Origin of the sequence: Nostoc sp. DedSLP03 (genome assembly GCF_034530815.1) — a bacterium.
Taxonomy (GTDB): domain Bacteria; phylum Cyanobacteriota; class Cyanobacteriia; order Cyanobacteriales; family Nostocaceae; genus Nostoc.
The window spans coordinates 1-23,942 of the sequence record NZ_JAVRCK010000056.1 but is presented as its reverse complement, the minus strand read 5'-3'; the positions used below and the strand labels follow the sequence as shown (position 1 = coordinate 23,942).

Here is a 23,942-nt window from a genome sequence, read left to right as displayed (position 1 = left end):
TGACTAAGGATCAGTTTTACTTATCATTCTGTAACTCGGTTATCATCTTCAGCAAATAAATAACCTTTTGAGCTTTAGTTTAGAAAACTTAAAACTTCTATAGTCTAGCAGTAATTCACAAACTATATCTATATATATATAGTTATCAGCATTGCCAGCATTCTCTAAAATGAATTGTCTTGCCAATATTGGTAATGGCATAACAATTGTGCATCTGAGTGTAATATACTTGGCTAGGTTGAGATAAAAACTAAAGGATTATGTTCCTGTTAGCTCAACCTCAGCTAAAATAAAATCGATTCAAACACTTCAAACATTCATTTTCGACCTAAGTTGATGCCTAAACAGAAAAAAATTGAACCCTTACTCGGCGAAGAACTGCTCAAAAAAGTCAAAGAGCTAGAGAACGAGAGCAAAGAAGACAAAGCTAAGAAGTGCGGCTACTATACCGTTACCAAAAATGGTATAGAGCGCGTCAATATGATGAAGTTCTTAAATGCCCTAATTGATGCTGAAGGCATTCAGTTAGACAGTACACCCAGTGCTAATGGGCGTGGTGGACGTAGTGCCAGCTATAGAATTAGTGTGCAATCGAATGGTAACTTACTGATAGGTTCAGCTTATACAAAACAGATGAATCTTCAACCAGGAGATGAGTTTCTGATCACTTTAGGCAAAAAGCACATTCGTCTAAGACAGGTAGATCCAGAAGATCGTGAAGATGATGAAGCCATAGAAGCCACAGCTTAATAAATGGTCATTAGTCAATTCTCCTTTGTCATTTGTCTTTTGTCCTTTGTCCTTTGTGAAAAACAATGACTATAAACAGTCATTAGTCAAGTGTCATTTGTCCTTTGTGAAAAACAATGACCAATGACTAATGACTAATGACTAATGACTAATGACTATATCTGTAGTAGGTAAGATTGGTAAATAGTGGCGAAGTGCCTTACGCGTAACTGCTAAATTACAGGTTAATGCAATTTGCTCTTTTTCTAATAAACCCAAAATGCGATCGGGTTTGTCTCGTGCTACCACTGGTAATTGATGTAAACCTCGAAGACTCATCCGGTCTAAAGCCTCAGATAAAAGTTCATCTTGCCATGCATAGAGAATTTCAGTAGTACAAATGTCTATGAGGGTTTGACTAGATAAATTATCAGGAATTTCCGTTAGGGGATCTGTGTATGTTTGCCAAATAGCAAGGGCACGGTTAATATCTTCCAAAGAAAGTATACCAACTAATTGCTCTGCTTGATCGAATACTAAAGCACTACGAACGCGATCGCGGGTCATTTCCACAGCGGCATCTAATACTCCCAAAGTTGCAGGTAACTTTTTGGGACAAGGGTACATGGCATCTTCTACTAAAATTTGTTGCACAATTTCCGATTGTTCATCTTTCAATTCCGAAAGACCAATTTGTTGTAGATTAGAGTTAGAGTTAAAAGTTGGTTTAATCCTTTCTACTAGCCAAACACTTAAACCCACAGCTGCCATCAACGGTAAAACAATCCGATAGTCACGGGTTAATTCAAACAGCATTAAAATAGCCGTTAACGGCGCTCTCACACTAGCAGCTAATACTGCTGCCATTCCCACCATTGCGTAAGCTGGGGGAGCCGCCATTTGAGCGCAAATTGTCGGGAATGCTACAGCCAACATTTTGGCGTAAGCCGATCCAAAAGAAGCACCTAAAAACATTGCTGGTGCGAACAAACCACCAATGAAACCACTACCTGCACTAATTGCAGTCATCAATAATTTCACCACCAACAACACCACCAATAAGTAGAGTGGAAACTCCACATCTTGAAGCATTGCTTCTACGGTTTCATAACCGACACCCAGAATTTGCGGGAACTGCAAAGCAACAGCGCCAATAATTGCACCACCAATAATTGGATGAATCGGCTGAGGAATTCGTCCCAAAAAATCAAAACCTGGAACCTTCCCAGCAAAGCAAGCTTTTGCTCCCCGAATTGATTGAGTATAAGCCAGAGAAACTAGGCTGGCCCCTAAACCTAAGCCAAGGTAAAGAGGTAATTCCAAAGGACTGCGAACTTGGTAAACAGGTAAATCAAAAGCAGGTTGGGCCCCCAAACCAATTTGGGCAATTAATGCTGCTACCACCGCAGCTAAAAGCACCACACTGACAGCAGAAGTAGCGAAAGATGTCGCTCCCATCACTACTTCTAGAGCAAAAAATACGCCAGCGATGGGAGCATTAAATCCCGCCGCCAGCCCTGCCGCCGCGCCAGCACCCAACAGCAAACGTTGTCGTTCCTGAGATACATTTAGGATCACAGAGAACAACATCCCAAAATTTGCGCCAATTTCGACACTCGGCCCCTCTGGTCCCAAAGAAGCACCGCTCCCCAAAGTAACAGATGCAGCCAGCATTTTGCTAACTGGTCTTAGTGGTCGCCTAATCTCTGTTCCCTGAGAAGCGGCGATGAGAGATGAAAGTCCAGGGCCAAAGTCTTGAGTGCGCCAACGCATCAAGCCAACAATTAATCCGCCAAGGGTGGGAACGCAGGCTAAAGTCCATGCACCCCAGCCGCCAATTTGACCCATTAAATTTTCCAGCATCAGCTGGTGAACCAACTGGATTAAATAGTGAAAGGTGACTACACCCATACCAGTACCACCGCCAATGAGCATGGCTAAAAACAGCACAACTGTTTCTGGGGATGGTTGAAAACGATTAATTAGGTGAGCTAAACGAGCGGAAGGTGTAGGAAAGGCAGGTTGTTCCGTTACCTTCCTCAGTTGAGTGGGAGGCAAGAGAGTCATTGAGAGGCGGGGTAAATGTAAGAAAAAATTTAAATTTTTATCTGTTACTTATCATTGTGAGCCATTATTTAGCAACCGGACAAGTAGACTTTATTTGCTTAACTTACAAAGCTTTAACTAAAAATGTCATTGTGCAAAATTTGTGTGGGGAGAATGGTTAAATGAGAGACAATTATTATTTAAGGGTCAGCGATGCCTAAGTTGAGCGTAGCTGCGGCTAGTGGGGTGTGAACGAGCGCCAACACTATTTTTTCTAGAGACAACAAAGTTTTTTGGCTGGGTGGAAGTACCCGTAAACATTAACCATGAGTCATCCTTGTTTAAATCTAGCTATACTCGTGTTGCGACTATTGAGGCATCCTTGGTAGTAATAGAATGTATGTATGATTGATGCCTGATATCAGATCGTACTATTGATTGACCCCAATTCAATATAGCTATTGTTATAGAGCGAGTAAGTGGACTAGGCGGACGAGGTAAATGAATATACACACTTTTGATAATCATTATGTTACTTGCCCAATTTGCCAAAGAAATGCTACGCCTAAACCAGTTAAAACACGCATGGGTTTGTTTTGCTGTCCCTATTGCCAGGAAAGGCTAGTAGTTTGCCAAAGTGGTCATTATGTCCGCGATCCGTTTACTTGGAGACAATTGATGATGTCTTCGTCGCTACGTCGTCAAAGCCGACCTTTAGCGAGGATTCTCAGAGATTTTATCCTACTCAAGCGTCCGATGGTAGCCTTGGCTGTAGGTAGTGCGATTTTCTTTGGTGCGATCGCTCTGACCCAAGAAAAGACAAGTTACGATCGCCAAATTCTTCCCACAACAGAGAAAGTTAATGAACCAGGAAACAAATCCCAGTAAATCGATTACTTTGATTTTTGTAATATTATAACTAAATACTTCGAGCAAACCGTGTCTTCTTGCCCCAAATAAGACGCGGTTTTATATTATGTCCGCTTCCAGAGCGATCGCCCATTAAGTAAGTACTTTAGTACCCAAGATAACTATTTTCAGCACTAAAGTGCTAACTACAAACTATTGTTTATTTATGCTTATCTAATTATATCGATTTGAAAATCGGGACACTACAGCATTTAAAATTTAAGGCGTTGCTCCCATTGCGGGATGATTTCGCAAGTTATAAAATCTCCCCCCCTGCTCCCGAAACACCCCCTGCCTCCCCTGCCTGCCTAAATTTATCCCTCTGTTCTGCAACGCCAGATTTACTGTCCGGCAAGACTTGGGGTGAAAACATTGCCTGCAACGACTCATAGTAAGCGAGAAAAAAAGCAGCCTGTTCTGGTTGCAAACGAGAGCGAATTTCAGTACCGAGCAAGTAAATTAATTGCCGCACCAATTCCCAGCGCACCTTTAATCGAGGATATAACATCACACACAAGGGAAATAGCTCTTGTTGTATGGCACTAATGTTGTTCTCCAAAATACAGACCCATAGATATACCTGGAACATCTCTATATCACGGACACTGGAAATGTTAATGTTAGTATCGCTTAAGCGACCTGTATGGCATTGATAGTTGGGATACATCTGCATCACCCGTTCTGCAATCTTGGTCGCAATCTCGCTGCACAAGGGCAAAAGTTGCTGGACAGCTTGTAATCGTGGCGCGTCGTAAGCATATTCTGCTGCTGCCTGGTAAGCACGCTGGAGTGGCATATAGAGATGATCGTCAATCACTTTGAAGTAATCCCTCAGTGATGCTTGGTGCACTGGTGGTGTCAAGTTCAGTAGTATTTGTCCGTTGTAGTGAAATTGCATACTAATGAACCCAATTACTCTCGGATCGTCTGCTGTGTATTTCTGTCGAATTTTTCCCAAATCCCTAGCAATCCATGTAGAAAACTTTGCTGGGGAAATCTGTTCAGCATAGGCTGAGAGGGCAGTTTGATAAATCTGGTGGGTATCCTTTGCAACTTCCCACGGATCGATTAATTCAGGGTCAATTTGATGCCGAATTACCTCTTGAGACAAAAGCGCTTCTGTTCTTCCCCACGCTTGCAGACTTGTGGTTCGCAGTGCCTGCGTTAACGTTTTTGCAACCTCATTTGCAATTTCACTGACCTTGAGAACTTCGATGCGATTGTCCTGTTCGGCTAAATTTCGCAAATACTTCTTCGCCCACGCTTCTGAAAATGGTTGATTTGCTTCTTTCTCAATCCTTCTGGCTGGTTCTGGTAACGATGAAAGATTTTGCGGCACTATAAACACCCAATTGCTAAATTTAATGAATGAAATATTTCGTAATAAATATTTCAAGCATAGAGAAATCAATCTCGCCAGCAAAACCGCAGAATTACGCAGTTTATCATTTCTTCAAAGTAAATCGCAGGTTTTTTACACTTTTTGGAAGAACGCGATCCTGATAAAGGGACAAGCAGGGGAGCAGGGGAGAAATCAATTCAAAATTCAAAATTCAAAATTCAAAATTCAAATATTGTAGAACTTCTGCCTCCTGCCTCCTCTTTCCCAATGCCCAATGCCCCATACTTACAATCTATTGATATCTTTTGTGACTAATTTCCAACCTTCAGCTTGGTCAATTAGCTTCATCGACTCTAGTTGAAGATTTTTGAAATCAGATATATTAAGCAGGAAGTAGGGTTGGCCGTTGTAGTGCCAATAATATTCCAGTTCACCAACAGAAGCGGGAATGATGGTGCGATCGCTATAATAATCCAACGAAGGACGATGATAAGGAAAAGAAGTGTAAATCTTCCTTGTCGCTGGATTTGCTCGGACAATCATGGCGGCGACTGGTTTAACTGGATAGGCCTCAGATAATTCCCAAACCCAGTAGTTAGATTTCATTAACAGCAACAGCGAAATATAACTTCCCCAAAACAAAATCTTCAGAAATTGTCCGTCACCTCGTTCTGCCAATATGGCTGCTAAGGTCATAGTTAAAGCTACGGCGGCAAAAATCAGTTGTAAGTCTGTTTTTGGTGTTGTACCCGAACTGAAATAAATACTACCAGCAGAAGCAGCCACAGCAAGTATTGCCAAACCAGCAACCCAAGCACGGGGATAAGATGAGAGTAAAGGCGAATTTTCCGTATCTGATAACTGGATACCAAAAGCTAAAGCTAAACTAGGATAAATCGGGAATAGATACCAGGGAACTTTGGTAATCATGAAAGAAATTACCAGTAGATAAACCCCACTCCACGCCATTACTAGTTTTGCCCAGCTAAGGTTGCGATTTTCCCAGGTTAAGCGAACAGTTTGTGGTAAGAATAATAACCACGGCCATGTGTATTTGAGAAGTTCAATTACATAGTACCAAGGTGGTTCAGAATTCCCTTCTACAACTGAGCCAATTCGGCCTAGTGATGGGTTGGCAATACCAATTTGGGCGAAAGCATAACCATAGTGAATTAGTTGCGCACCATACCAACCAGCTACAGGTAGAATGCCAATTAAGATTGCGATCCAGAGATAGTAACAAGTGAGCAATCGTGGCGTATCCCAAAATAGAAATACAATTGCGATCGCACCGAGTAATACACCTAGCAGTCCTTGAGTTAAACAAATAAACCCAAAGCTGATGCCAACACCAAGACAATAACGTAAATCTCGGCGCGATCGCAACACGCACAACATCATCACCATCAAAAAACTTACCATCGCCCCATCCAGCATTGCCAGCCGCCCATGACGTACCACAGGTAGCATTGTTAGATAAATCAAGGCGCTATAAATAGCAGCCCAACGTTGGCGAAATATCTCTCGAGCAATGCAATACAGTAAAGGTACAGATGTTGCTGTTAAAATTGCTCCAGGTAGGCGCGTTGTCAACTCATTTTCGCCTCCTAGAGAATAAGCCCAAGCTATCAGCAAATGCATCAAAGGCGGCTTGTTGTGATATGGTTCGCCTCCTAACGTTGGGTAAAGCCAAGGCATTGAACCTGCTGGTGCGTGCCAAATTTCACGAGCAACCTGTGCCACAGTACCTTCATCCCAATCTCGCAGCGGCAATCCTCCCAGATTGATGCTAAACAGTAATACTGCTGCCAACAGCAATATTATTAGCCATACCCAATCAATCCATTTTCCAACCGTGCGATGCTGTCTTTCCAGATGACTCCAAATAAAGCTTCCTTCTTGCATATTCTCTGGTAATCATTTTACTTGCTGGTTTGATTACATAGAGACATCTAGCGAATCTCCAATGTTGCCACCCAGTAACAACGTATGTTTTTAACAATTGCTAGTTTCCAAGATTAACTCAATTTTTTCTAATTAGCCCCTATTTTTTGAAAAATTATATTGGTTGTTTAAATAACATTTAGACCAACAATTGATAAAAATAATACAAGTAATAAATATTTTTTTACATATTAGATAGTCCGTAAATAAACTTGTATGATATTTTGAAGGCAACGTTTAGTTTAAATTTTATTTACTTATTTTTGTCTGATTAATTCCATAAATTTTGTAGCTGATTGCTACAGTTATTAAATGATATACTGAATATTTTAAGGAATTGCCTATAAAATTTTTGAATAGTAGTTTTACGAAAAACATAATTATTCATTTTTAAAAAAATATCTTGTTTAATAAAAATATTTAAATAAAATTATTTGATTATTTTAATTTTAATTAAGCAATTATTGAATTTTGATATCTACGATCTACAATGTTTAAAGAGTTTTTGATAACAATAAATAGCTAAAACTTATTGGAGACTATCATGAATTTACCTGTAGTTGTAGATATTACTCTTGGTTTGGTTTTTATTTACTTGATTTTGAGCTTGCTAGCTTCGGAAATTCAAGAACTAATTGCCACATTATTACAATGGAGAGTTAAACATTTAAGAACTTCAATTGAATTACTTTTATCAGGTGGTAGTGAAAGTGAAAAATCAGATATTATTAATGCAATCCATCTAGTACAGAAACTTTATAACGATCCTTTAATTAATACTTTGAATCAACAAGCTAAGGGTAAATTAGAAAAGCATTTCCAGGAAATTACTAAAAAACCTGATAAAATAGTGCTAGAAAAACAAAGCGGCCCTTCCTATCTACCTTCTGAAACATTTGCAGTAACTTTATTAGATACCTTAAAAATTCCCCAGCTAATTAATTACGTTAAACATCCTAGTGAAGAAACAAAAACTAACTTACAGATGATATTAACTTCTTATAAAGAACTTAAAAAAGGTATTAATAATCCCAATAGTGCAAGTTACACAAAAATTCAAGAAATTTATGGAGAGATTGACCAGAAATTTATAGATTTTGTTAATAATGAGTTACCTGATGAAGTTCCTAATAATTTAATTAAGAGCCTTAGTGTAATTGCTCAACGTAGTAGGATAAAGATTGGCGATCTCAACGAAGAAGTAAATCAATTTAAAAATGAAGTAGAAACATGGTTCGATCGCTCGATGGATCGAGCAAGCGGTGTTTATAAACGAAATGCCAAAGGAGTTGCTATTTTAATTGGAATATTAGTCGCCTTTTTAACTAATACTGATACATTTCACTTGGTTAGAAGACTATCGGAAGATTCGGTTATCCGTTCTACTATTACTCAAAGTGCAAGTCAACGAATCGATTATATCAATGATGAAGCAGCTAGAAAAAATATTGAAAAACTATTAGGAAATTCTTCTATACCAATTGGATGGCAAAATATTAATCAACAGTTTGAGGTATTAGATACGACAAAATCAAATATAATTTACATCAGAATTTCACAGGTTTTTAAATTAATTTGCGGTTGGATAGTAAGTGGTTTTGCTATTGCTATGGGTGCGCCTTTTTGGTTTGATATCCTGAATAAAGTTATCAATGTGCGGAATGCAGGGCCAAAACCTGTTGCGTATACTAAGGATCAACCGTCTCAAAAATAGTGTTTCATTTAAATTTTAAATCAAAAAATAAAAATAACTTGGAGTTTTAATTCTTTATTCTGACAAACAATCTCAATTTGTCTAATAAATTCTCGAAAGTAAAATCTTCGTTCTGTTTCCGATAAATCTAACCAAAATTGTGGTATTGAAACAGCTTGAGCAACAGAACGCAAGTTAACTGGAGGGAGAATTGCCAACTTTGCTTCGAGTGCAGAAATTTCTGTGCGAAGTTTGTAAGCCCTTAACTTTGCTGTTTCGGCATCTAAAATTCCAGTTTCAATTAAAGCGGGTAACTGAGCAAGTATTTCTTGCTGACGAGCGATCGCTTGTCCTAAACTATTCTTGAATGCATCCAACTGGGGAAAATTCATTCCTGCTACCGCCAGAGGTAAATCACGGCAAACGGTTTCAATGGTATGTTCCAACACCTGTTGATAGGGAATAGCCTTACACTTGGGGCTTTGGGGACAGCTAGTAGAACGTAAATAAAGATACTCTTTATCTTGGTTGCGTTGGGTAACACGGGTAACTGTCAGATGTGACTGACACTCAGCACAGACAACCAACCCAGCCAGAGAACGCGGTGCGCTAGCAGTTCGGGATGGTAAACGGCTATTACGGCGCAAAAGTCGGTCAACTTGGGCTGCTTCTTCCTTAGAAATTATCGGAATATGGGTATTGGAGATAATTTCACCATTTTGGTAAGCTGTATTGCCGCGATAAACTGGATTAGTCAGCCAGCGTCTTCCTGTGGTGACAGAGATTTTCTTGCCGTATTTTTTCGCCAAGTAACGCACTGAACCCCGCAGAGAACCATAAAGTAAAAAGTGTTCAAAAAAATCTTTGACTACTGGTGATGTACTGCGGTCAATGGTATATTTTCCCTTACCTCTGCGATAGCCGTAGGGAACTTTGCCCGGTGGCGGTGCAACCTCAAGACGATTACGGGCGTGTCCTTGGCGGATGCGGCGGCTACGTTGCTGACGTTGGATTGCGTGTAGCAAATTCAGCAAGTCAGCGCCCAGAGGGTAATTTTCGGAAGTGTAGGGTTGTTCAGTGGCGATTACTGCGATTCCCATGACTTCAAGTTGATTGAGGCGATCGCTAATTTCCTCTACAGTATCTCCCAATTCTTCCAACCGACGAATCAGGAGATAATCTGCTGGTTCAGTTTGGCAATCTTTGAATAATTGTTGTAATTGCGATCGTTCAGAGGATTCTTGCTTGCCCAAATCTTCATAAACTCGATCCACCTCCCATCCCCAATCGGCTCGATCGGGAGAAGATTCTAATAGCGGATCGGTGTAAGAGTAGGCAATTATTTTCAAAGGTTTAGCGCAGCCTTACAAAGAAATAGTATCAGTTATAACTACTAGCTTGACGACAAAACATCAAGTTATACTGTCCGCCTAGTGCCATGAGTTCATCATGAGTGCCTACTTCGATAATTTGACCGTGTTCTAGTACTATTACTCGATCTGCTAGTTTTGCCAAAGCGAGGCGATGACTGACTACAACGGCTATTCTCCCCTTTGCTAGGTTACGTAAAATATTGTAAATCTCATGTTCTGTTTTCGGATCGAGGTTTGCTGTTGGTTCGTCAAGGATGACTAGTTCGGCTGGAGAGAGTCGCAGCAAAGCACGAGCGATCGCTAATCTTTGCCATTGTCCTCCTGATAGATCGATACCGCCTTCTAACTGTTTGCCTAAGAGAGTTTCCAAACCTCGATCGAAATTTGAAATTACTCTCGCCAAACCAGCCTCAGCAATCGCTTCCATAATTGCGTCGTCATCTTTTATTTTAAGTAAATCCCCAAAAGCAACATTCTCCCGCACGGTAGTTGGAAAACGAGCGTAATCTTGCATGACTACATCAATACGCGATCGCAAATCTTCTAATGGGAGCGATCGTAAATCCTGCCCATTCCAAATAATCGCACCTTGGCTAGGATCGTAGAGGCGACATAATAGCTTTGCTAATGTAGTCTTGCCAGCACCATTTTCACCCACCAGTACAATCATCTCGTTGGGGTGAATCGTCAAGTTGATGTTTTTTAGGATTGGTTGATTGCTATTGGGATAAGTAAAGGATAGATTTTTGATGTCAATACCTGTTTGCGATCGGCGATCGTTCCCATTTCTTTGAAAATGCCGATTGTTAGCAGCCGATTCTCTGACTTCTTCCCATACCTTTGTTACTGATTTTGATTGCAACTCTGCATGAGAACGGGACAAATGCGGCTCTAACTCCAAAAGTTGGAAAATCGGCGTAGTTGCCAGTGCAATATTATATAACTCTGACCCGCCAGACATCACATTATCCAAACTCCGCCGCACTTCCAAAATTACCCCAGTGTAAAGTGCCAAATCTCCTAATGTATGGGTTCCACCTAGCACTCCCTGGATTACGTATATGTACGGCAACGCCAAGCCGAACCCACTCAATAAAGACCAGCCAATAACCGCTGTTGTCCCCCGACGCCGGATTTGTTCCATTGCTCTAAAAATGGTACGGTAAAGTCCGTGCCAGCGTTGTAGTAGTAAGGGTTGCAAGCTAAACAAGCGTATTTCTTTGGCGTAAGTTTCCCCAGTTAAAACCGTTTTATATAAGTTCATTTCCCGAAGAACACTTGCTTGGGTTCTTTCTACTCCCCAAGCTTGCTTACGGTATTTTATCTGCACATACATCACCGGGGTAACGCAGCTAAACAAAATTAGCGGTATCCACCAAGCAAGAGACACCGAAAGCAGTATGGCTGGAATGAAGATAAATATTCCCTCTAACATCGTCACCAGCCTGAGACAAAGCTCTGGAAGTCGTTGCACTCCCTTTTCGGTCAACTGCACCAAATTGAGCAAATTGGGTGTTTCAAACAGAGCAATATCTTCAAAAGTGGCAACCTTTTCAATTACTTGTCCTTGAACAAAGCCGAGAATGCGATCGCGCAAAGAACTATATACAAAGGCATTGATGTTAGCGATCGTATCACTAACCAAATTTACTAGCAGTGAACCTGCAATACTGGACACTAGCAACGGTTGCGAAAGTATGAGGGCGATGGCATTCTGCGTTGTCCCTGTACTCAATAAGCGGGTAATTTCATCAATGATCGTTTTGTTGAACCAAATGGCGATCGCTGGGCCTGCACCACCCAGTAATGTCAGTATTGTTACATAGCGTAGCTCCTTTGGAACTACCTGTATCACTGTTGCTACACTCCGGCGAAATGCTTGGAATGGAGAAATTTCAATTATTTGCATATATTTTAAAGTAGCAAATAATAGCAAAATTCCCAGACAGACGTTGTGATCTCAATTCAAGGATTTACTTAGTTTATTGGAAAAAGGAAAATCTGATGAATCCATGAAATGTCATGACTACCCGCACATGAGCCAAAGCGAAAGCTAAGAACATCGAAAGCTGGATGCAGTGAAAATCGCACGTCCAGATTTAACACAGAGGTGCGCGGGATAATACCACCATCCATACCAAGAGAGCGACACCGATAGCGTAGCGTTAGCGACGCAGGAACTAAAGTAGCGATCCGCATACAAAAAAGCCCAGTCATCTCTAACTGGGCTTTTAGCTATCTCAATCAATTATTGGAGGAGAGTAGTTTCGCACTATGCAGCAGGTTGTTCTAGATTAACCTTGACAACTTTGTTCTTTTCTTGCTCGGTTTTAGGCAGTGTCAAATTCAAGATACCGTCTTTATAATCTGCGGTGACATTGGTATTTTGAACCCTAGCAGATAAAGGAATTACACGCTGGAACTTGCCGTAATAAAATTCACTCTTGGTAATACCCTTGTCTTGGGTTTTAGTTTCAGATTTGCGCTCACCGCTAATGTGAACAGCGTCTTGGGTGACTTGAATATCTAAATCTTTAGCTGACAGTCCTGGTAGTTCTAGCTTGAGATGAATCGCATCATCAGTTTCGTGCAACTCAGCAGCCGGAACTTTGATAAAGGCTTTTTCTAACCGTGCAGATGGGACTTTGGTATCTCCCAATAAGCCGTTGATGTGACGTTCTAAAGCGTTCAATTCTTGCCAGGGGTTGTAACGAACTAGTACCATAATTCTTTCTCGGAAAAATTCAGCTATTGTTTAATCGTTTTTGCACTTGGTTTTGTGCTTATGTATTCATAATAAATATGGTTACAACTCCTGTAAATTCGGTAATCATCACCTTATTAACTGATGATTACCGCACTTAATTAGACCTAAAAAAAGATTACGGTTTACCCGAATTCATCGGTTCGGGAAACCAGAATAATCACTTTGATAATCTGTAAAATTCATACGTAGTAATGAATTAGTTTTTGGCTGTATAATTAAAATCTATCAAAGAATTATGCCTTTGATATTCAATCCGCACTTGCTTAACGTCAACCTCAGATTCTAAAAATACGAGTTTTTCTATTTGCTGTAATCCCACATTTTCAAACTGTGCTAATTCTGAGTCTGATAATGGCCAAGGTGGACCAGAGGGTTCAACTTCTGTATCTCGAACACGAGTAATCAGCAAAAGTGTACCACCATGAGCAACAAAGGAGCCATACTTAAGATAATGTATTACTACCCGAATTGAGTATTTCAGCATTTCTTCGGTTTTAGAGTAACAAAAAGTTTTCCGATGTAACCCTTGCAGATAATGTCTTAAACGGCTATTTTCACCTTCTACTCTTGTCATATATGTCTTACTAACGATGTGGTCTTCATTGCTAATAAAGCAAGGATATACAGGATAACCATCTGTTACATAGAAGTAAGATTGCCAACACTTGATCGCTATCCACAAATGTTTACAAGTTTCTGAACTTCTATCTCCCAAAACCCAAGCTATAATTCCCGCAACGCTATGATTTACTACTGTCCACAACCAAATTTTGTTTTTTTTTGAGCCAATAAAGGTTTCAAGTTCATCAACTTCGGTAACTTCTGGTATTTCACTTCTATAAGGCGTATTTGGTAGAGTACTACCCAGTTGTTTCACCCAATTTATGACAGTAGTATGATGTACTTTTTTAACTCTTTCTATGGCGCAAAAACCAGATCCATTAACGTACATTTCTAAGCACTCAATTTTAATATCCTCTGTGTACCCTTTCTGATCAGAAGATTCGATGAACTGGCGTCTACAGTCTACACATATGTAATGCAAGTTTACCACGCTGTCGCCCATTCTTGCGAATATGATCTGATGAACATCTTGGACATTTCATAGCGATCGCATGATTCATATTTCTATTCTGCAACGCCAGATTTTTTAAGGTGCAATATTTTGTAGCTCACTACAATTTTCATTATTATCCAAAAACAAAACAAAAACGTATTCTCAAATGGGAATCAGGTTTTTTATTAGAAGAACCTGAGCTTATTGATGAACGTGAACTTGATATTTGTTTAATGAAAGTTGCTTATCGGAATGTAGAAAAACATGGTTCTGTGAATTTTCTTGGTTGGGTATATCAAGGAGATTGCTTATTAGATTATGAAGGTAAGCAAGTTTCTTTAAGATATGACAAGCGTAATATTACAACAGTTCTTGCTTATACTCGCCCTATTAATAGTGAACCAGGAGAGTTTATTGGGATTATACAAGCTAGAGATTGTGAACGCGAAAGAATGTCTCTAGCTGAATTGAATTACATCAAGAAAAAATTACGTGATAAAGGAAAAGAAATTGATAATTCTTCTATTTTGAATGAGCGGTTATCTAGATTTGAAGATGTTGAACAAAAGCGTAAGGAAACACGCAAGCAACGCCGTAAACAGGCCCAACAGAAACAAGAGGTTAAAACTAACAAATCAAAAGTAGTAGAGTTATTTCCTGAAAATGCAACACCAGAGGAAATAACAACATCACAAGAAAATTTAATATCTACTTCTAACGCAGTTGCACAAAACACTGTAAATTCAATAGATAAGCAAGTTACGCAGAATAAACCTGATCCCAATCAAACACCCAAAGTTAGACGGCGACCTAGAGTAGGTGTGAAAGATTGGAACCAATTTATGAAGGATAATTGGTAATTGCCATGTCAGAGACAAACTTAGCCAGTGCCAATCTAGAATTTCAGAAGTCGTTTGATGCAAGTTTGCAACCTGCTGAGGAACTGCGGCGATCGCCTGAAACACAAGCTGAGGTTGAGCGGATTGGTAAAGCTGACACTTACTTTACCCTAGACCGCGACACAGAATTGTTTGACTGGCTTGATGACCAGCGTGATGCAAAACTCTGTGGTTATGTTGCATCTGCTACGGGTTCTGGCTTATTAAAAGCCTCTCAACTGTACAGGACACAATATGTCAAACGACGAGGGACGCTTTTGGAAATTCCTGCAACTGTTATCTATGCAGAAATTCACCAACATGGTGGGCCAACGGATTTATATTGCTCCATTATGGAAGAAATAGGCCATCCACTTGCTCATGTTGGAACACTGCGAGATTTGCGATCGCGGGCATGGGGAACTCTCAAAGGTTATGGAGTCAAAATACTCATAGTCGGTAATGCCGACTATTTAACTTTGGAAGCCTTTAATGAGCTAATTGATGTTTTTACAAAATTGCGAATCCCCGTTATCTTAGTTGGGACTTACTATCTAGACGATAATATTCTTGAACGAAAAAGTCTTCCATACGTGCGTGTTCATGACTCATTTTTATAGTCATACGAGTATCCTAATTTAGCGGAAGAAGACATTATTGAAGTTGTGGACGATTGGGAGAGAAAATTTCTTCCTGAGAGGATGTCTGAAAAGTTTTTGAGAGGTAATTTTAATCACGCAAGTTGTTTGAGCATCAGGCGAATCATCGCAACGTAAATAAAGGTTTCTGTCGTTTCCGGTAAGATTTCATAATCTTTACTTAATCGTCGACACCAATTAAACCAACCAAAAGTCCTCTCAACAAGCCAGCGTTTGGGTAATACAACAAAACCCTTCTGTTCTTCGTGGCGGGTGACAACACTTACAATCCATCTTTTCGCCATTGCCGGAAGTAATGATACACAGTTTTCCACTTGGGAAAGTCATTTGGCAGCATTCGCCATGCACAACCTGCACACAAGATGTAGAGGATAGCGTTAACGATCGCTTCCATATCAACACTACGTTTTCGACCACCTGTTTTTGGCGCAGGAATTAGCCCTAATAGTAGTTCCCACTGCTCAGAAGTCAGATTACTTGGGTACGATGGATTCATGGCTCTCGTAACTCTGTCATACTTAAGTATTTTTTCTAATGACAGGATACAGTTACGTGGGCTTTCTTACTTTTCAGACATCCTCTTAGAGTTATTTCGCAATTTTTCATACTTCTATAGTTATAAAATATCAATAAATTAGGGGCAATGCTTCTATAAATAATTCAAAAATTTAATCATTTCATACAATGAATGATGAGTATATACAGTCTTGCTATTTGTGATTCGCCATAAAACTTGTTCTGAATTTGATATAACCTCTACTGAGATTTGTGTTGGCGTAACGTCGCCCATAACAAAAGACTTTTCACCTTGTTTAACCCTAAACCCAACTCTTTGTAAAGCGCGAAGAGTCCACACTACTGCAATTCCTTCACCACCTATTAAATTAATTTCTCCTTTGTGGGATGTATGAAGATGAAATTCACCAGAATTAACGTCAAACTCTACGCCTTCACTGTTGAAAGTATCAGCAAATGCACCACTCAAGACCAAATCTTCTGGTGCGCCGACGTGTAAAATACCATTAGTTGTTAATAGCCAAACTTTATCCGCTAGACGCAAAGCCAAATCTAAATCGTGGGTAGACAGCAGAATTGCTTGATTGGTTTCCCGTGTTAACTGACGTAACAATTGCATAATTTCTACCCGTCGCGGTAAATCTAAAAATGCCGTTGGTTCATCTAGCAACATCACCATTGGTGACTGCGCCAAAGCACGCGCAATCATAATTTTTTGACGTTCACCGTCGCTTAATTCATTAACTTGGCGTTGTGCTAAGTGTAGTGCGCCTACAGATTTTATCGCCCAATGTACTATCGCTTCATCTTCAGGTGTCAAATTTCCCCACCAATCAGTGTAAGGATGTCGCCCCATACTCACCAAGGTATAGGCTGATAGCATTCCCACATCAACTTTTTCAGTGAGTACCAAACTCAGACGTTTGGCTAATTCTTGTGGTGCTAACTTGTAGACATCATCTCCCAAAAGTCGTACTTCACCTGCGATTGGGGGTTGCATTCCAGCAAGCGATCGCATTAATGTAGACTTACCCGCACCATTCGGCCCCAGTAAACACACCAATTCTCCAGCTTCGAGAGACACAGAAATATTCGATGCAATACACCGTACATTTTTTCGGGATGTTTTGTAACCAATAGTCAGATTGCGAGTTGTTAAAATTTGGCTACTCATGACGGAAAAGATTTTTGGGAATTACGCCGCAGAATTACCCAAGTCACAACAGGAGTACCAATTAAAGCCGTAATTGCATTCAAAGGTAAAACCATCTGACTTACCCACAGTTGAGAAAACAAATCAGCAATTAATGCTAAAATTGCACCCATGATTATGACACTAGGTATTAACATTCGATGGTCGGAAGTCATAAATAGACTGCGACACAGATGGGGAATAGCCACACCTAGAAACGCTATAAGTCCACAAAAAGCCGTAATTGCCCCTGCTAATATAGATGCACTAGTAATAATTGAAAATCTGGTTTTCTGCACCGTTAAACCCAAACTCCGCGCATAAGATTCACCCAGCAAAAGTGCATTCAAAGATTTTGATTGCAACACTGCTGTCAATAAACTCAACACTATCACTGGGATTAACACAATTAACTGTTTCCAAGTCACCCCAGAAAAACTACCAAAAGTCCACATAATATAACTTTGAATGCGTTCTTTTGAGCTAAATTGCAATAAGATACTCACAATTGCACTCGTAGCATAGCCAAACAATAACCCTAAAATCAGTAGCGTCATTGTCTCTTGCACTCGGCGAGAAACAACTAACATCATCCCTAAAACTGATGCTGCGCCAAGACTTGCTGCTATCACTAAACCAAAATCACTAATTATCCCCAAATCTGCTAATAATGTTGGTGTCATAGCACTTGCTGTCAGCACAACTAACGCTACCCCTAAACTTGCACCAGAACTAATTCCCAATACAAAAGGCCCCGCTAAGGGATTTTTAAATAAGGTTTGCATTTGTAAGCCACTCACACCTAAAGCCGCACCCGCTAAAGTTGCAGTTAAAGCTTTAGGCAGTCTAAATTTGATAATAATATTAGCCCATGTTGCTTTTTCCGGCTCTTGTCCGAGTAGAATATTGATGACCTCATGAATAGGAATAGAGACTGAACCTAAAGCTAAGTCCAATAAAAAGGCACATAGTAAACCTATCAGTAAACTTGAGAAAATAATGCTTTTTATAACTGGAAATTTTTGGTTGAATAAAGAATTTTTAAATTTATATTTTTTGCTTAACATTATTTAATAATTTTGTGGTAATAAAACAGTTGATGATTAGGTAATATCTCCGGATGCATGATTTTAATCAAGTCAGATAAAACTATATCTGGGTTACTAATTCCGCCTTCCCAGTAATCATTACCTCCACTTTCGTTGACACGGACATTGTTATTATAAAGATTGCCTGTTTTCGCCGCCTTAAAATCAGCATAGCGATTATCTTCTGCGACTAAATCCTTTAAACTCTGCCAAGATTGGCTAAAATTTAACCAGTAGTCAGCATTAGCAGCACGTTCTAAAACTACTTCAAAAGAAAGCGGGAGACTACCAGTAGATTGATCATCACTCCAAAGATAGTTACCTCCTGCATCAGCGAGATATTTGGCTACATAGCTTTTACCACCTGGCATAAACCAAGTACCTTTAAAGTTAAAGCCAACAAATACACTCGGACGGTTTTTCACAGATTGAGCTTTTTGAGCTATTTGTTCATATTTATTAGCAATTTCATTAAATATCTTTTCTGCTTTGGCTTCTTGGTTGAAAAACAAAGCCGTAAATTTCAACCATTCACTTCTTCCCAATGGTGTATCTTCCATATATTCAGCATTTACCCCAACTTTTAAACCCGCCTCTGTGAGTTTGGCATAACTATCAGTTTGGGAATTTCCTGTGCCAAAAGTTGTTACTAAGTCGGGATTTAATTCTAATAGCCTTTCTATGTCTACATTAGAATTATTACCTACTTGTGTAATTTTGCCGATTTTGATTCTCTCAACTACATCAGGAGTATTGACTTGTTTGCTATTACTAATACCAATCAGTTTATCTACTACGCCTAATTTGGCTAGGTGGGGTAAATGAGTTGTAGATAAAGAAACTATAGAATTAATAGGAACTGTAATTACCTGTGCTTGATTAAATCCTTTTGGTGTGGGAGTTCCGCATTGAACTAAAACATATTGAAACTGGGTTTTGGCATTCTGCCAAGGGTTTTTGATGGTGATTATTTTGTAGTGATTATGATATTCTACCGCCAAACCTGTGGCGTAGGTGATTTTGATTTTTTTGGGAAAGTAATCTTGATTGGAATTATAGTTTTGAATGCATCCATTAGTAGATGTGGGAATTGTCGTACTATTACAGGCAATGATTAAAGTTGCTATTAAAATGAATTGGCATAAAAATTTAATCAATTTTGAGTGAGTTGTTTTAACCAATTTCATGGCTTCTAGAGAAATATCATTTTTATCTCACGCAGAGAGCGATACTCAGAAAACTGCTTTATATTTTGGTATGAGATTTCAAAAACTATAAATTATACTGAATCTGGTGGATAGCAATATTCAACAACTTTATTACCTTTAACCAAATGTTCATTGACAATAGTTTCTGCTACATTTGAATTAACACGAGTGTACCAAGTCCTGTCTTCAGAATAAAATACAACTGGCCCTAATTGGCAAACTTCTAAACAGCCAGATGTTCTTACTTCCACTTCTAAACCTGCTTTTTCAACTGCTGATTTTAAAGCATCAAATGTGGGTTGCCACTTCCGGTAAGGAAGACAGCGAGTAGAGGTACATACGGAAATATAAGAATGCTTTAAGGGATTTTTGGTAAACGGTATTGTTTTTTTTCCCAATACATAGATATCTCGTAGTTCCTCATAACAAGCTAACTTTGATAAATTAGGCTTGCCTTCTGGTAACAAATTTTCACCTTCCACATATGGATTTGGCAAGAAAATAGTCATGAGGTTTTCATCTGCACCATTCCAAAAATCGATTCCCCAACTTCTAGGGATACCTTCTGCATTAAATCGTCGGTAAAATGCAGCACGACTTACTTGACGTTGTTGCCTTAATTCTAAAGGAGTCTGACAATGAGGGCCGCCTAAATTAGCCTCTATACATAGGTGTAAATGCCAACCTTCTGTCACTACTGTGAGATATCCATCATAGAGGATACAAATTTTAGGTGGAGCATTAAATTCTAATTCTAATACACCACCTTGAACGATATGCCCTACCCCTACCTGCTGCCAATTCTGCTGAAATAGAGTGTAGAGTAGTGATGACAAAACATCGGTACTCGAATCAAAATATTCATATTCAATTTTTCCACCTGTAGATAAAGGTTCAGTGACGATTTTATTTAGTGGTGTTACCCAACAATTAAATTCAGCCATTTAAAACTCTCCTCTGCGCGATCAACAATTACTTCTATTAAAATGTAGAACTCAACCCAACTTGAAAAACCCTCCCCCCATCAGGATAACCAGGAAACAACTGGTAACGCCGATCAAAGATATTATCTACACTACCTGTAAATATCAAGTTATCACTTAGAGGTACACGCATTTTGAAATCAAAAGTAGTGTACCCAGGTAAAGATTCTGTATTAGTATTGTTTATTGGATATGCACCTAAAGAATGCATAAGTATTCCAGCATATAAGCCTTGAGAAGTTTCATAAGAAAGTCCTGCGTTTAAACTGTCTGCACCCGCAAATCGTAACTCTTTATCAACTTCGGCAGAGTTTGTACTTTTTAAAATTCGCGGGTCGTTTGCTGTATAACCAACAAAAGCATAGACATTTTTTGCTAACTGCAAATTTAAAACTGCTTCAATTCCTGTAGTACGAACTTTTCCAATATTTTCGTAAGTAGCTATGGGAACAGCAAAGTTATAGGCGATTAAATCTGATATTGTGTTATTGAAATATGTCAAACGTAATAGACCAAAATCGCCTAGCTTTTGGTCAACTCCAATATCATAACTATCGCCTTTCTCTGGACGCAGATTAGGATTACCAACGTAAGTACTACCATTGGCATATAAGTTGAAAAGATTCGGCGCACGGAAATTTTTGATATAATTAGCTCTCAAGGTAGTAGAATCTGTAAGTGCAAATTTTGCCCCGATACTCGGTGATGTAAAAGAGCCATTTGTCAAGCTGCTAAAATCCTGGCGTAAACCTAAGTTGGCAGTGAAACTAGAGGTAAAGTTAATTTCATATCTAGCAAATATCGCTCCTTGACTAATACTATCGTCGTAAGTGACTGTTTTTGTATCAACAGAAAAGTCGAATGTACTATTAGTAGCCGATACATTGCGGTAATCAAAGCCATAAACTAGGGTTTGATTATTAGCAAATTTCCAACTGTGTTGTGCTTGCAATCCATAAGAAGCTTGCCTGTTATCATATCGTGCTTGGGATGAATTGCGACTATCAAAACGAGTGCTGAGGAAATCTGCATAAACTCTGGCTGTTAGCAATGAATCATTTCCACTTCCTAATTTTGAGTTCCAGGTTAAATCGGTGAGAACTTGGTCTGTGTATTTGCGATCGCTATCAGTCAACGAGTTAAAATAGCCTTGGCCATACAATGGTTCAGGAATGGGGACTCCTCCTGGTACTCCTTGGTCTTTGCCTAAGTATAGGGTTGAGAGGGTTAGAGTATCGCGCTTTCCTAAATCCGCCGACAACTTGATATTAAAGTTGTTGTAGAGAACATCATTATTTTCTCTAGTTCCCTCAAAGTTAGCTTCTGGGATGGAAAAAGGGTAGTTATTTTCTGCTTGGGTACGGTTATAACCTACAACCCAACCAATATCTCCTATTTTTCCGCTACTATTGATAGTCTGCTGATTTAACCCATACGCGCCAAAATTAACACCTGCTTGCGTTGTCACTTTTTCTGTAGGACGACGAGTGATAATGTTAATCACCCCTCCAATTGCATCGGAACCATAAAGAGTAGAACCGCCACCTGGTAATACTTCAATTCTTTCAACGATATTGATAGTAAATTCTGAAAGGTCAAAACCACCAGAACCAAGTTCGTTAATTGGTCTACCATCAAGCAAAATCAAGACTTGTGCAGAGTTAGAACCTCGGATAAATTGACCGCTTAAGGCGTTTACTTCGGTGCCAACTGTACCATCAGGTAAGATACTTGGAAGAAATTTTAGTGCTTCTCTGACAGTTTTAGCACCTTGGGCTTCCATCTCTTCACCTGTAATTACGTAAACTGGACGGGTGGAATCTTTCACTGTCCCTTCGCGGCGAAAGGGTGAGTAAACAGGTTCATTGAGTAGCTTGTCGATGACTGTTAGTTCAATATCTGGTTCTTTTTCTTCTGTGGAGGCTGGGGTATTTTCAGGTGGTACTTGTGCAATTGGTTCTAAATCTCTTGCAGTACCTTCATACTTGGGAAACTCAGATATTTGTGGAACTTGATTAGCGATGGCTATGTATCCCCCACATACCATTCCATAGATTGCGGTAAAAATGAAGATTTTTGAGAAAAATTCACAATAAGTAACTACATGGGAAGTGGACATGAAACTCCTCGTTTTCAGTAGATGCAGATATTGATTTGTGGTATTGGTTTTTGAGATTTAGGTTTGAACTAGCTTGCTACAATACATTGCCATACCTAAATCATGTTGAATACTATTTGGATGACAAAAAAGACCTTGTGGTATTCTTTCTGGATACCCAAATTCTTACAAAACAATCCAAATTTGAGTGTCGTTACTAACAGCGAAGCAAAGTAGTAACACTTGCGGAGGGTACTGGATTAAATCTATATCTGTACCCATAAAATACTTTAACTATGTGTATCATCTGTACCTCACAGATAAGTGTTTTGGGTCTAGTTTTGCTCCTATTGAAAGGGAATGTTGAGGTTGAAATTCTGCCCATTCTTTGCATATAGTTTGGTAACATTGCGGTGGTGTAATAGGTAAATTAGCTAAATAGAAAAACCCAGCCTGATTACCGTATTCCAACAAAAATACAACATCTTTATCAGGATTATACTTATCTACAGCTTCGAGAATATGAGCATTCATGAAGTGTCTTTGTAAAAGTACGGTATCGGGTGCTGCTAACCAAGCATTTAAAAAAGCTGCGAGATTTTTACGCGGAATAAAATGCGCTCTAAATGTTTCACCAGCCATACTTAAATGTGGAAAATTGGTACTGCAAATTACTACACCGCGTTCTCCTCCTAAATAACCAACCCAAGCGTTGTAACCAATTGCCAATAAATTAGTAGCGATAAAATCTTGTTGCCAATCTTGAGTGTTTATTTGTGGGGTCATATTAAATTAACCTCATGAATTGATAACTGCCAAAGTTGGATGGAATAACACAGATGGCTCTCAAAAATAGCGCGTGCTGCTAACCCATCAGCAATTGGCTTTTCTAGCCAACGGTTAAACGCCCAACGACCGAGTGTGTGTAATGGAGGGAAAGCGATCGCTACAACATCAGCAATATATTTGACCGTTGTCAGCCCAAAAGTACGGAAGTTATCAACACACAAGTCAATCGTTGGTGCAACTTGAGTGGAGATGTCCTCAGTCTTAATTAACTTGAATCCAGTTTGCATCAACGCTGTTTGAAGCTCACTGGCGACATGACAATTAGAAAAAATACCTTCTCGGTATTCGGCATCAGAACGCATCATATCGGCAAGCAGCAAGTAGCCACCACTACTTAGTAAACGAGCCGCACCCTGAGCCAAATCGTCAACAGCAATATATTGACTGCTTTCGCTGAACAGAACTAAATCGTAGGAGTATGATTTGTGAAAATCTTCAAATCTCGTTAAGTAGAAAGGTACTTGAGAGTTGGTATTGTGAATAAATCTCTCTTGCTGGAGTGCGTCGGGTGCTAATCCCTCAACACTGAAACCGTGTGAGCACAAATATGCTGCATTATTACCCTAAGCCACATTGTCGCCAATGTGACTCGGCTTCAGAACCGTGCGTGA

The 23,942-nt window shown here is 39.5% G+C and carries 19 protein-coding genes and 2 pseudogenes; 5 read left to right on the top strand and 16 right to left on the bottom strand.

What is annotated here, in order from left to right; all coding sequences use genetic code 11:
- Positions 1-336: 336 nt before the first annotated feature.
- Entirely contained in the window at positions 337-750 is a 414-nt protein-coding gene (locus RM368_RS24080) for an AbrB family transcriptional regulator (protein WP_322696373.1), read from the top strand.
- A 141-nt stretch (positions 751-891) separates the two neighbouring features.
- On the opposite strand, the gene RM368_RS24075 is transcribed toward RM368_RS24080, so the two are convergent.
- Positions 892-2,796: a chloride channel protein gene (locus tag RM368_RS24075; protein ID WP_322696372.1), complete on the bottom strand. Its 1,905-nt coding sequence runs from the start codon at positions 2,794-2,796 to the stop codon at positions 892-894.
- Between the two features lie 480 nt (positions 2,797-3,276).
- Here RM368_RS24075 and RM368_RS24070 point away from each other — a divergent pair, with 480 nt between their 5' ends.
- Positions 3,277-3,663 carry a hypothetical protein gene (locus tag RM368_RS24070; protein WP_322673143.1) on the top strand — a complete coding sequence of 129 codons (387 nt, stop codon included), beginning with the start codon at positions 3,277-3,279 and terminating at the stop codon, positions 3,661-3,663.
- A gap of 277 nt (positions 3,664-3,940) precedes the next feature.
- Here the strand turns inward: RM368_RS24070 and RM368_RS24065 are convergent, their stop codons facing one another.
- Positions 3,941-5,023 (bottom strand): hypothetical protein, encoded by a 1,083-nt coding sequence (locus RM368_RS24065; RefSeq protein ID WP_322696371.1) that lies wholly within the window; start codon positions 5,021-5,023, stop codon positions 3,941-3,943.
- Positions 5,024-5,311: 288 nt separating this feature from the next.
- Complete coding sequence (locus RM368_RS24060; RefSeq protein WP_322696370.1) at positions 5,312-6,931, bottom strand: glycosyltransferase family 39 protein; 1,620 nt, start codon at positions 6,929-6,931, stop codon at positions 5,312-5,314.
- 583 nt (positions 6,932-7,514) lie between these two features.
- Here RM368_RS24060 and RM368_RS24055 point away from each other — a divergent pair.
- A complete protein-coding gene (locus RM368_RS24055; protein WP_322696369.1) occupies positions 7,515-8,684 on the top strand; it encodes a hypothetical protein in 1,170 nt (389 codons plus the stop codon).
- Positions 8,685-8,704: 20 nt separating this feature from the next.
- Here the strand turns inward: RM368_RS24055 and RM368_RS24050 are convergent, their stop codons facing one another.
- From RM368_RS24050 to RM368_RS24030, 5 genes and pseudogenes are all read right to left on the bottom strand, one after another.
- Entirely contained in the window at positions 8,705-10,012 is a 1,308-nt protein-coding gene (locus tag RM368_RS24050) for a recombinase family protein (protein WP_322696368.1), read from the bottom strand.
- A gap of 31 nt (positions 10,013-10,043) precedes the next feature.
- Positions 10,044-11,945 (bottom strand): ABC transporter ATP-binding protein, encoded by a 1,902-nt coding sequence (locus tag RM368_RS24045; RefSeq protein WP_322696367.1) that lies wholly within the window; start codon positions 11,943-11,945, stop codon positions 10,044-10,046.
- Positions 11,946-12,013: 68 nt separating this feature from the next.
- On the bottom strand, positions 12,014-12,235 hold the full coding sequence (locus RM368_RS24040; RefSeq protein ID WP_322696366.1) for a hypothetical protein: 222 nt from the start codon (positions 12,233-12,235) through the stop codon (positions 12,014-12,016).
- A gap of 73 nt (positions 12,236-12,308) precedes the next feature.
- Positions 12,309-12,761 (bottom strand): Hsp20/alpha crystallin family protein, encoded by a 453-nt coding sequence (locus RM368_RS24035; RefSeq protein ID WP_322696365.1) that lies wholly within the window; start codon positions 12,759-12,761, stop codon positions 12,309-12,311.
- Between the two features lie 478 nt (positions 12,762-13,239).
- Positions 13,240-13,909, bottom strand: a pseudogene (locus tag RM368_RS24030) (IS1 family transposase); the annotation flags it as partial.
- 49 nt (positions 13,910-13,958) lie between these two features.
- Here RM368_RS24030 and RM368_RS24025 point away from each other — a divergent pair.
- Together RM368_RS24025 and RM368_RS24020 are read left to right on the top strand one after the other, a co-directional pair.
- On the top strand, positions 13,959-14,720 hold the full coding sequence (locus RM368_RS24025; protein ID WP_322696364.1) for a Mu transposase C-terminal domain-containing protein: 762 nt from the start codon (positions 13,959-13,961) through the stop codon (positions 14,718-14,720).
- Between the two features lie 5 nt (positions 14,721-14,725).
- The gene (locus tag RM368_RS24020; RefSeq protein ID WP_322696363.1) at positions 14,726-15,358 is read left to right on the top strand and encodes an ATP-binding protein; all 633 of its coding nucleotides are present in this window, start codon (positions 14,726-14,728) and stop codon (positions 15,356-15,358) included.
- A 113-nt stretch (positions 15,359-15,471) separates the two neighbouring features.
- On the opposite strand, the pseudogene RM368_RS24015 reads toward RM368_RS24020, so the two are convergent.
- From RM368_RS24015 to RM368_RS23980, 8 genes and pseudogenes are all read right to left on the bottom strand, one after another.
- Positions 15,472-15,893, bottom strand: a pseudogene (locus tag RM368_RS24015) (transposase).
- A 153-nt stretch (positions 15,894-16,046) separates the two neighbouring features.
- The gene (locus RM368_RS24010) at positions 16,047-17,087 is read right to left on the bottom strand and encodes an ABC transporter ATP-binding protein (protein ID WP_322696362.1); all 1,041 of its coding nucleotides are present in this window, start codon (positions 17,085-17,087) and stop codon (positions 16,047-16,049) included.
- Positions 17,084-18,172, bottom strand: a complete 1,089-nt coding sequence (locus RM368_RS24005; protein WP_322696361.1) for an iron ABC transporter permease — start codon at positions 18,170-18,172, stop codon at positions 17,084-17,086. Before RM368_RS24005 ends, RM368_RS24010 begins: the two co-directional genes overlap by 4 nt.
- Positions 18,172-19,380 carry an ABC transporter substrate-binding protein gene (locus tag RM368_RS24000; protein WP_322696360.1) on the bottom strand — a complete coding sequence of 403 codons (1,209 nt, stop codon included), beginning with the start codon at positions 19,378-19,380 and terminating at the stop codon, positions 18,172-18,174. Before RM368_RS24000 ends, RM368_RS24005 begins: the two co-directional genes overlap by 1 nt.
- Before the next feature lie 92 nt (positions 19,381-19,472).
- Positions 19,473-20,345 (bottom strand): (2Fe-2S) ferredoxin domain-containing protein, encoded by an 873-nt coding sequence (locus RM368_RS23995; RefSeq protein WP_322696359.1) that lies wholly within the window; start codon positions 20,343-20,345, stop codon positions 19,473-19,475.
- Between the two features lie 37 nt (positions 20,346-20,382).
- Positions 20,383-22,503 carry a TonB-dependent receptor gene (locus RM368_RS23990; RefSeq protein WP_322696358.1) on the bottom strand — a complete coding sequence of 707 codons (2,121 nt, stop codon included), beginning with the start codon at positions 22,501-22,503 and terminating at the stop codon, positions 20,383-20,385.
- 282 nt (positions 22,504-22,785) lie between these two features.
- Complete coding sequence (locus tag RM368_RS23985; protein ID WP_322696357.1) at positions 22,786-23,268, bottom strand: hypothetical protein; 483 nt, start codon at positions 23,266-23,268, stop codon at positions 22,786-22,788.
- Positions 23,265-23,876, bottom strand: coding sequence for a hypothetical protein (locus RM368_RS23980; RefSeq protein ID WP_322696356.1), 612 nt, complete (start codon positions 23,874-23,876; stop codon positions 23,265-23,267). The genes RM368_RS23985 and RM368_RS23980 overlap by 4 nt, the downstream gene beginning before the upstream one ends.
- Between the last annotated feature and the right edge of the window lie 66 nt (positions 23,877-23,942).

Bases quoted from the DNA above. Each gene is read 5' to 3' on its own strand.
- RM368_RS23990 (WP_322696358.1), bottom strand. From the start codon at position 22,503: ATGTCCACTTCCCATGTAGTTACTTATTGTGAATTTTTCTCAAAAATC.
- RM368_RS24000 (WP_322696360.1), bottom strand. From the start codon at position 19,380: ATGAAATTGGTTAAAACAACTCACTCAAAATTGATTAAATTTTTATGC.
- RM368_RS24055 (WP_322696369.1), top strand. From the start codon at position 7,515: ATGAATTTACCTGTAGTTGTAGATATTACTCTTGGTTTGGTTTTTATT.
- RM368_RS24045 (WP_322696367.1), bottom strand. From the start codon at position 11,945: ATGCAAATAATTGAAATTTCTCCATTCCAAGCATTTCGCCGGAGTGTA.
- RM368_RS24080 (WP_322696373.1), top strand. From the start codon at position 337: ATGCCTAAACAGAAAAAAATTGAACCCTTACTCGGCGAAGAACTGCTC.
- RM368_RS24020 (WP_322696363.1), top strand. From the start codon at position 14,726: ATGTCAGAGACAAACTTAGCCAGTGCCAATCTAGAATTTCAGAAGTCG.
- RM368_RS23985 (WP_322696357.1), bottom strand. From the start codon at position 23,268: ATGACCCCACAAATAAACACTCAAGATTGGCAACAAGATTTTATCGCT.
- RM368_RS24035 (WP_322696365.1), bottom strand. From the start codon at position 12,761: ATGGTACTAGTTCGTTACAACCCCTGGCAAGAATTGAACGCTTTAGAA.
- RM368_RS23995 (WP_322696359.1), bottom strand. From the start codon at position 20,345: ATGGCTGAATTTAATTGTTGGGTAACACCACTAAATAAAATCGTCACT.
- RM368_RS24070 (WP_322673143.1), top strand. From the start codon at position 3,277: ATGAATATACACACTTTTGATAATCATTATGTTACTTGCCCAATTTGC.
- RM368_RS24005 (WP_322696361.1), bottom strand. From the start codon at position 18,172: ATGTTAAGCAAAAAATATAAATTTAAAAATTCTTTATTCAACCAAAAA.
- RM368_RS24060 (WP_322696370.1), bottom strand. From the start codon at position 6,931: ATGCAAGAAGGAAGCTTTATTTGGAGTCATCTGGAAAGACAGCATCGC.
- RM368_RS24075 (WP_322696372.1), bottom strand. From the start codon at position 2,796: ATGACTCTCTTGCCTCCCACTCAACTGAGGAAGGTAACGGAACAACCT.
- RM368_RS24010 (WP_322696362.1), bottom strand. From the start codon at position 17,087: ATGAGTAGCCAAATTTTAACAACTCGCAATCTGACTATTGGTTACAAA.
- RM368_RS24040 (WP_322696366.1), bottom strand. From the start codon at position 12,235: ATGCGGATCGCTACTTTAGTTCCTGCGTCGCTAACGCTACGCTATCGG.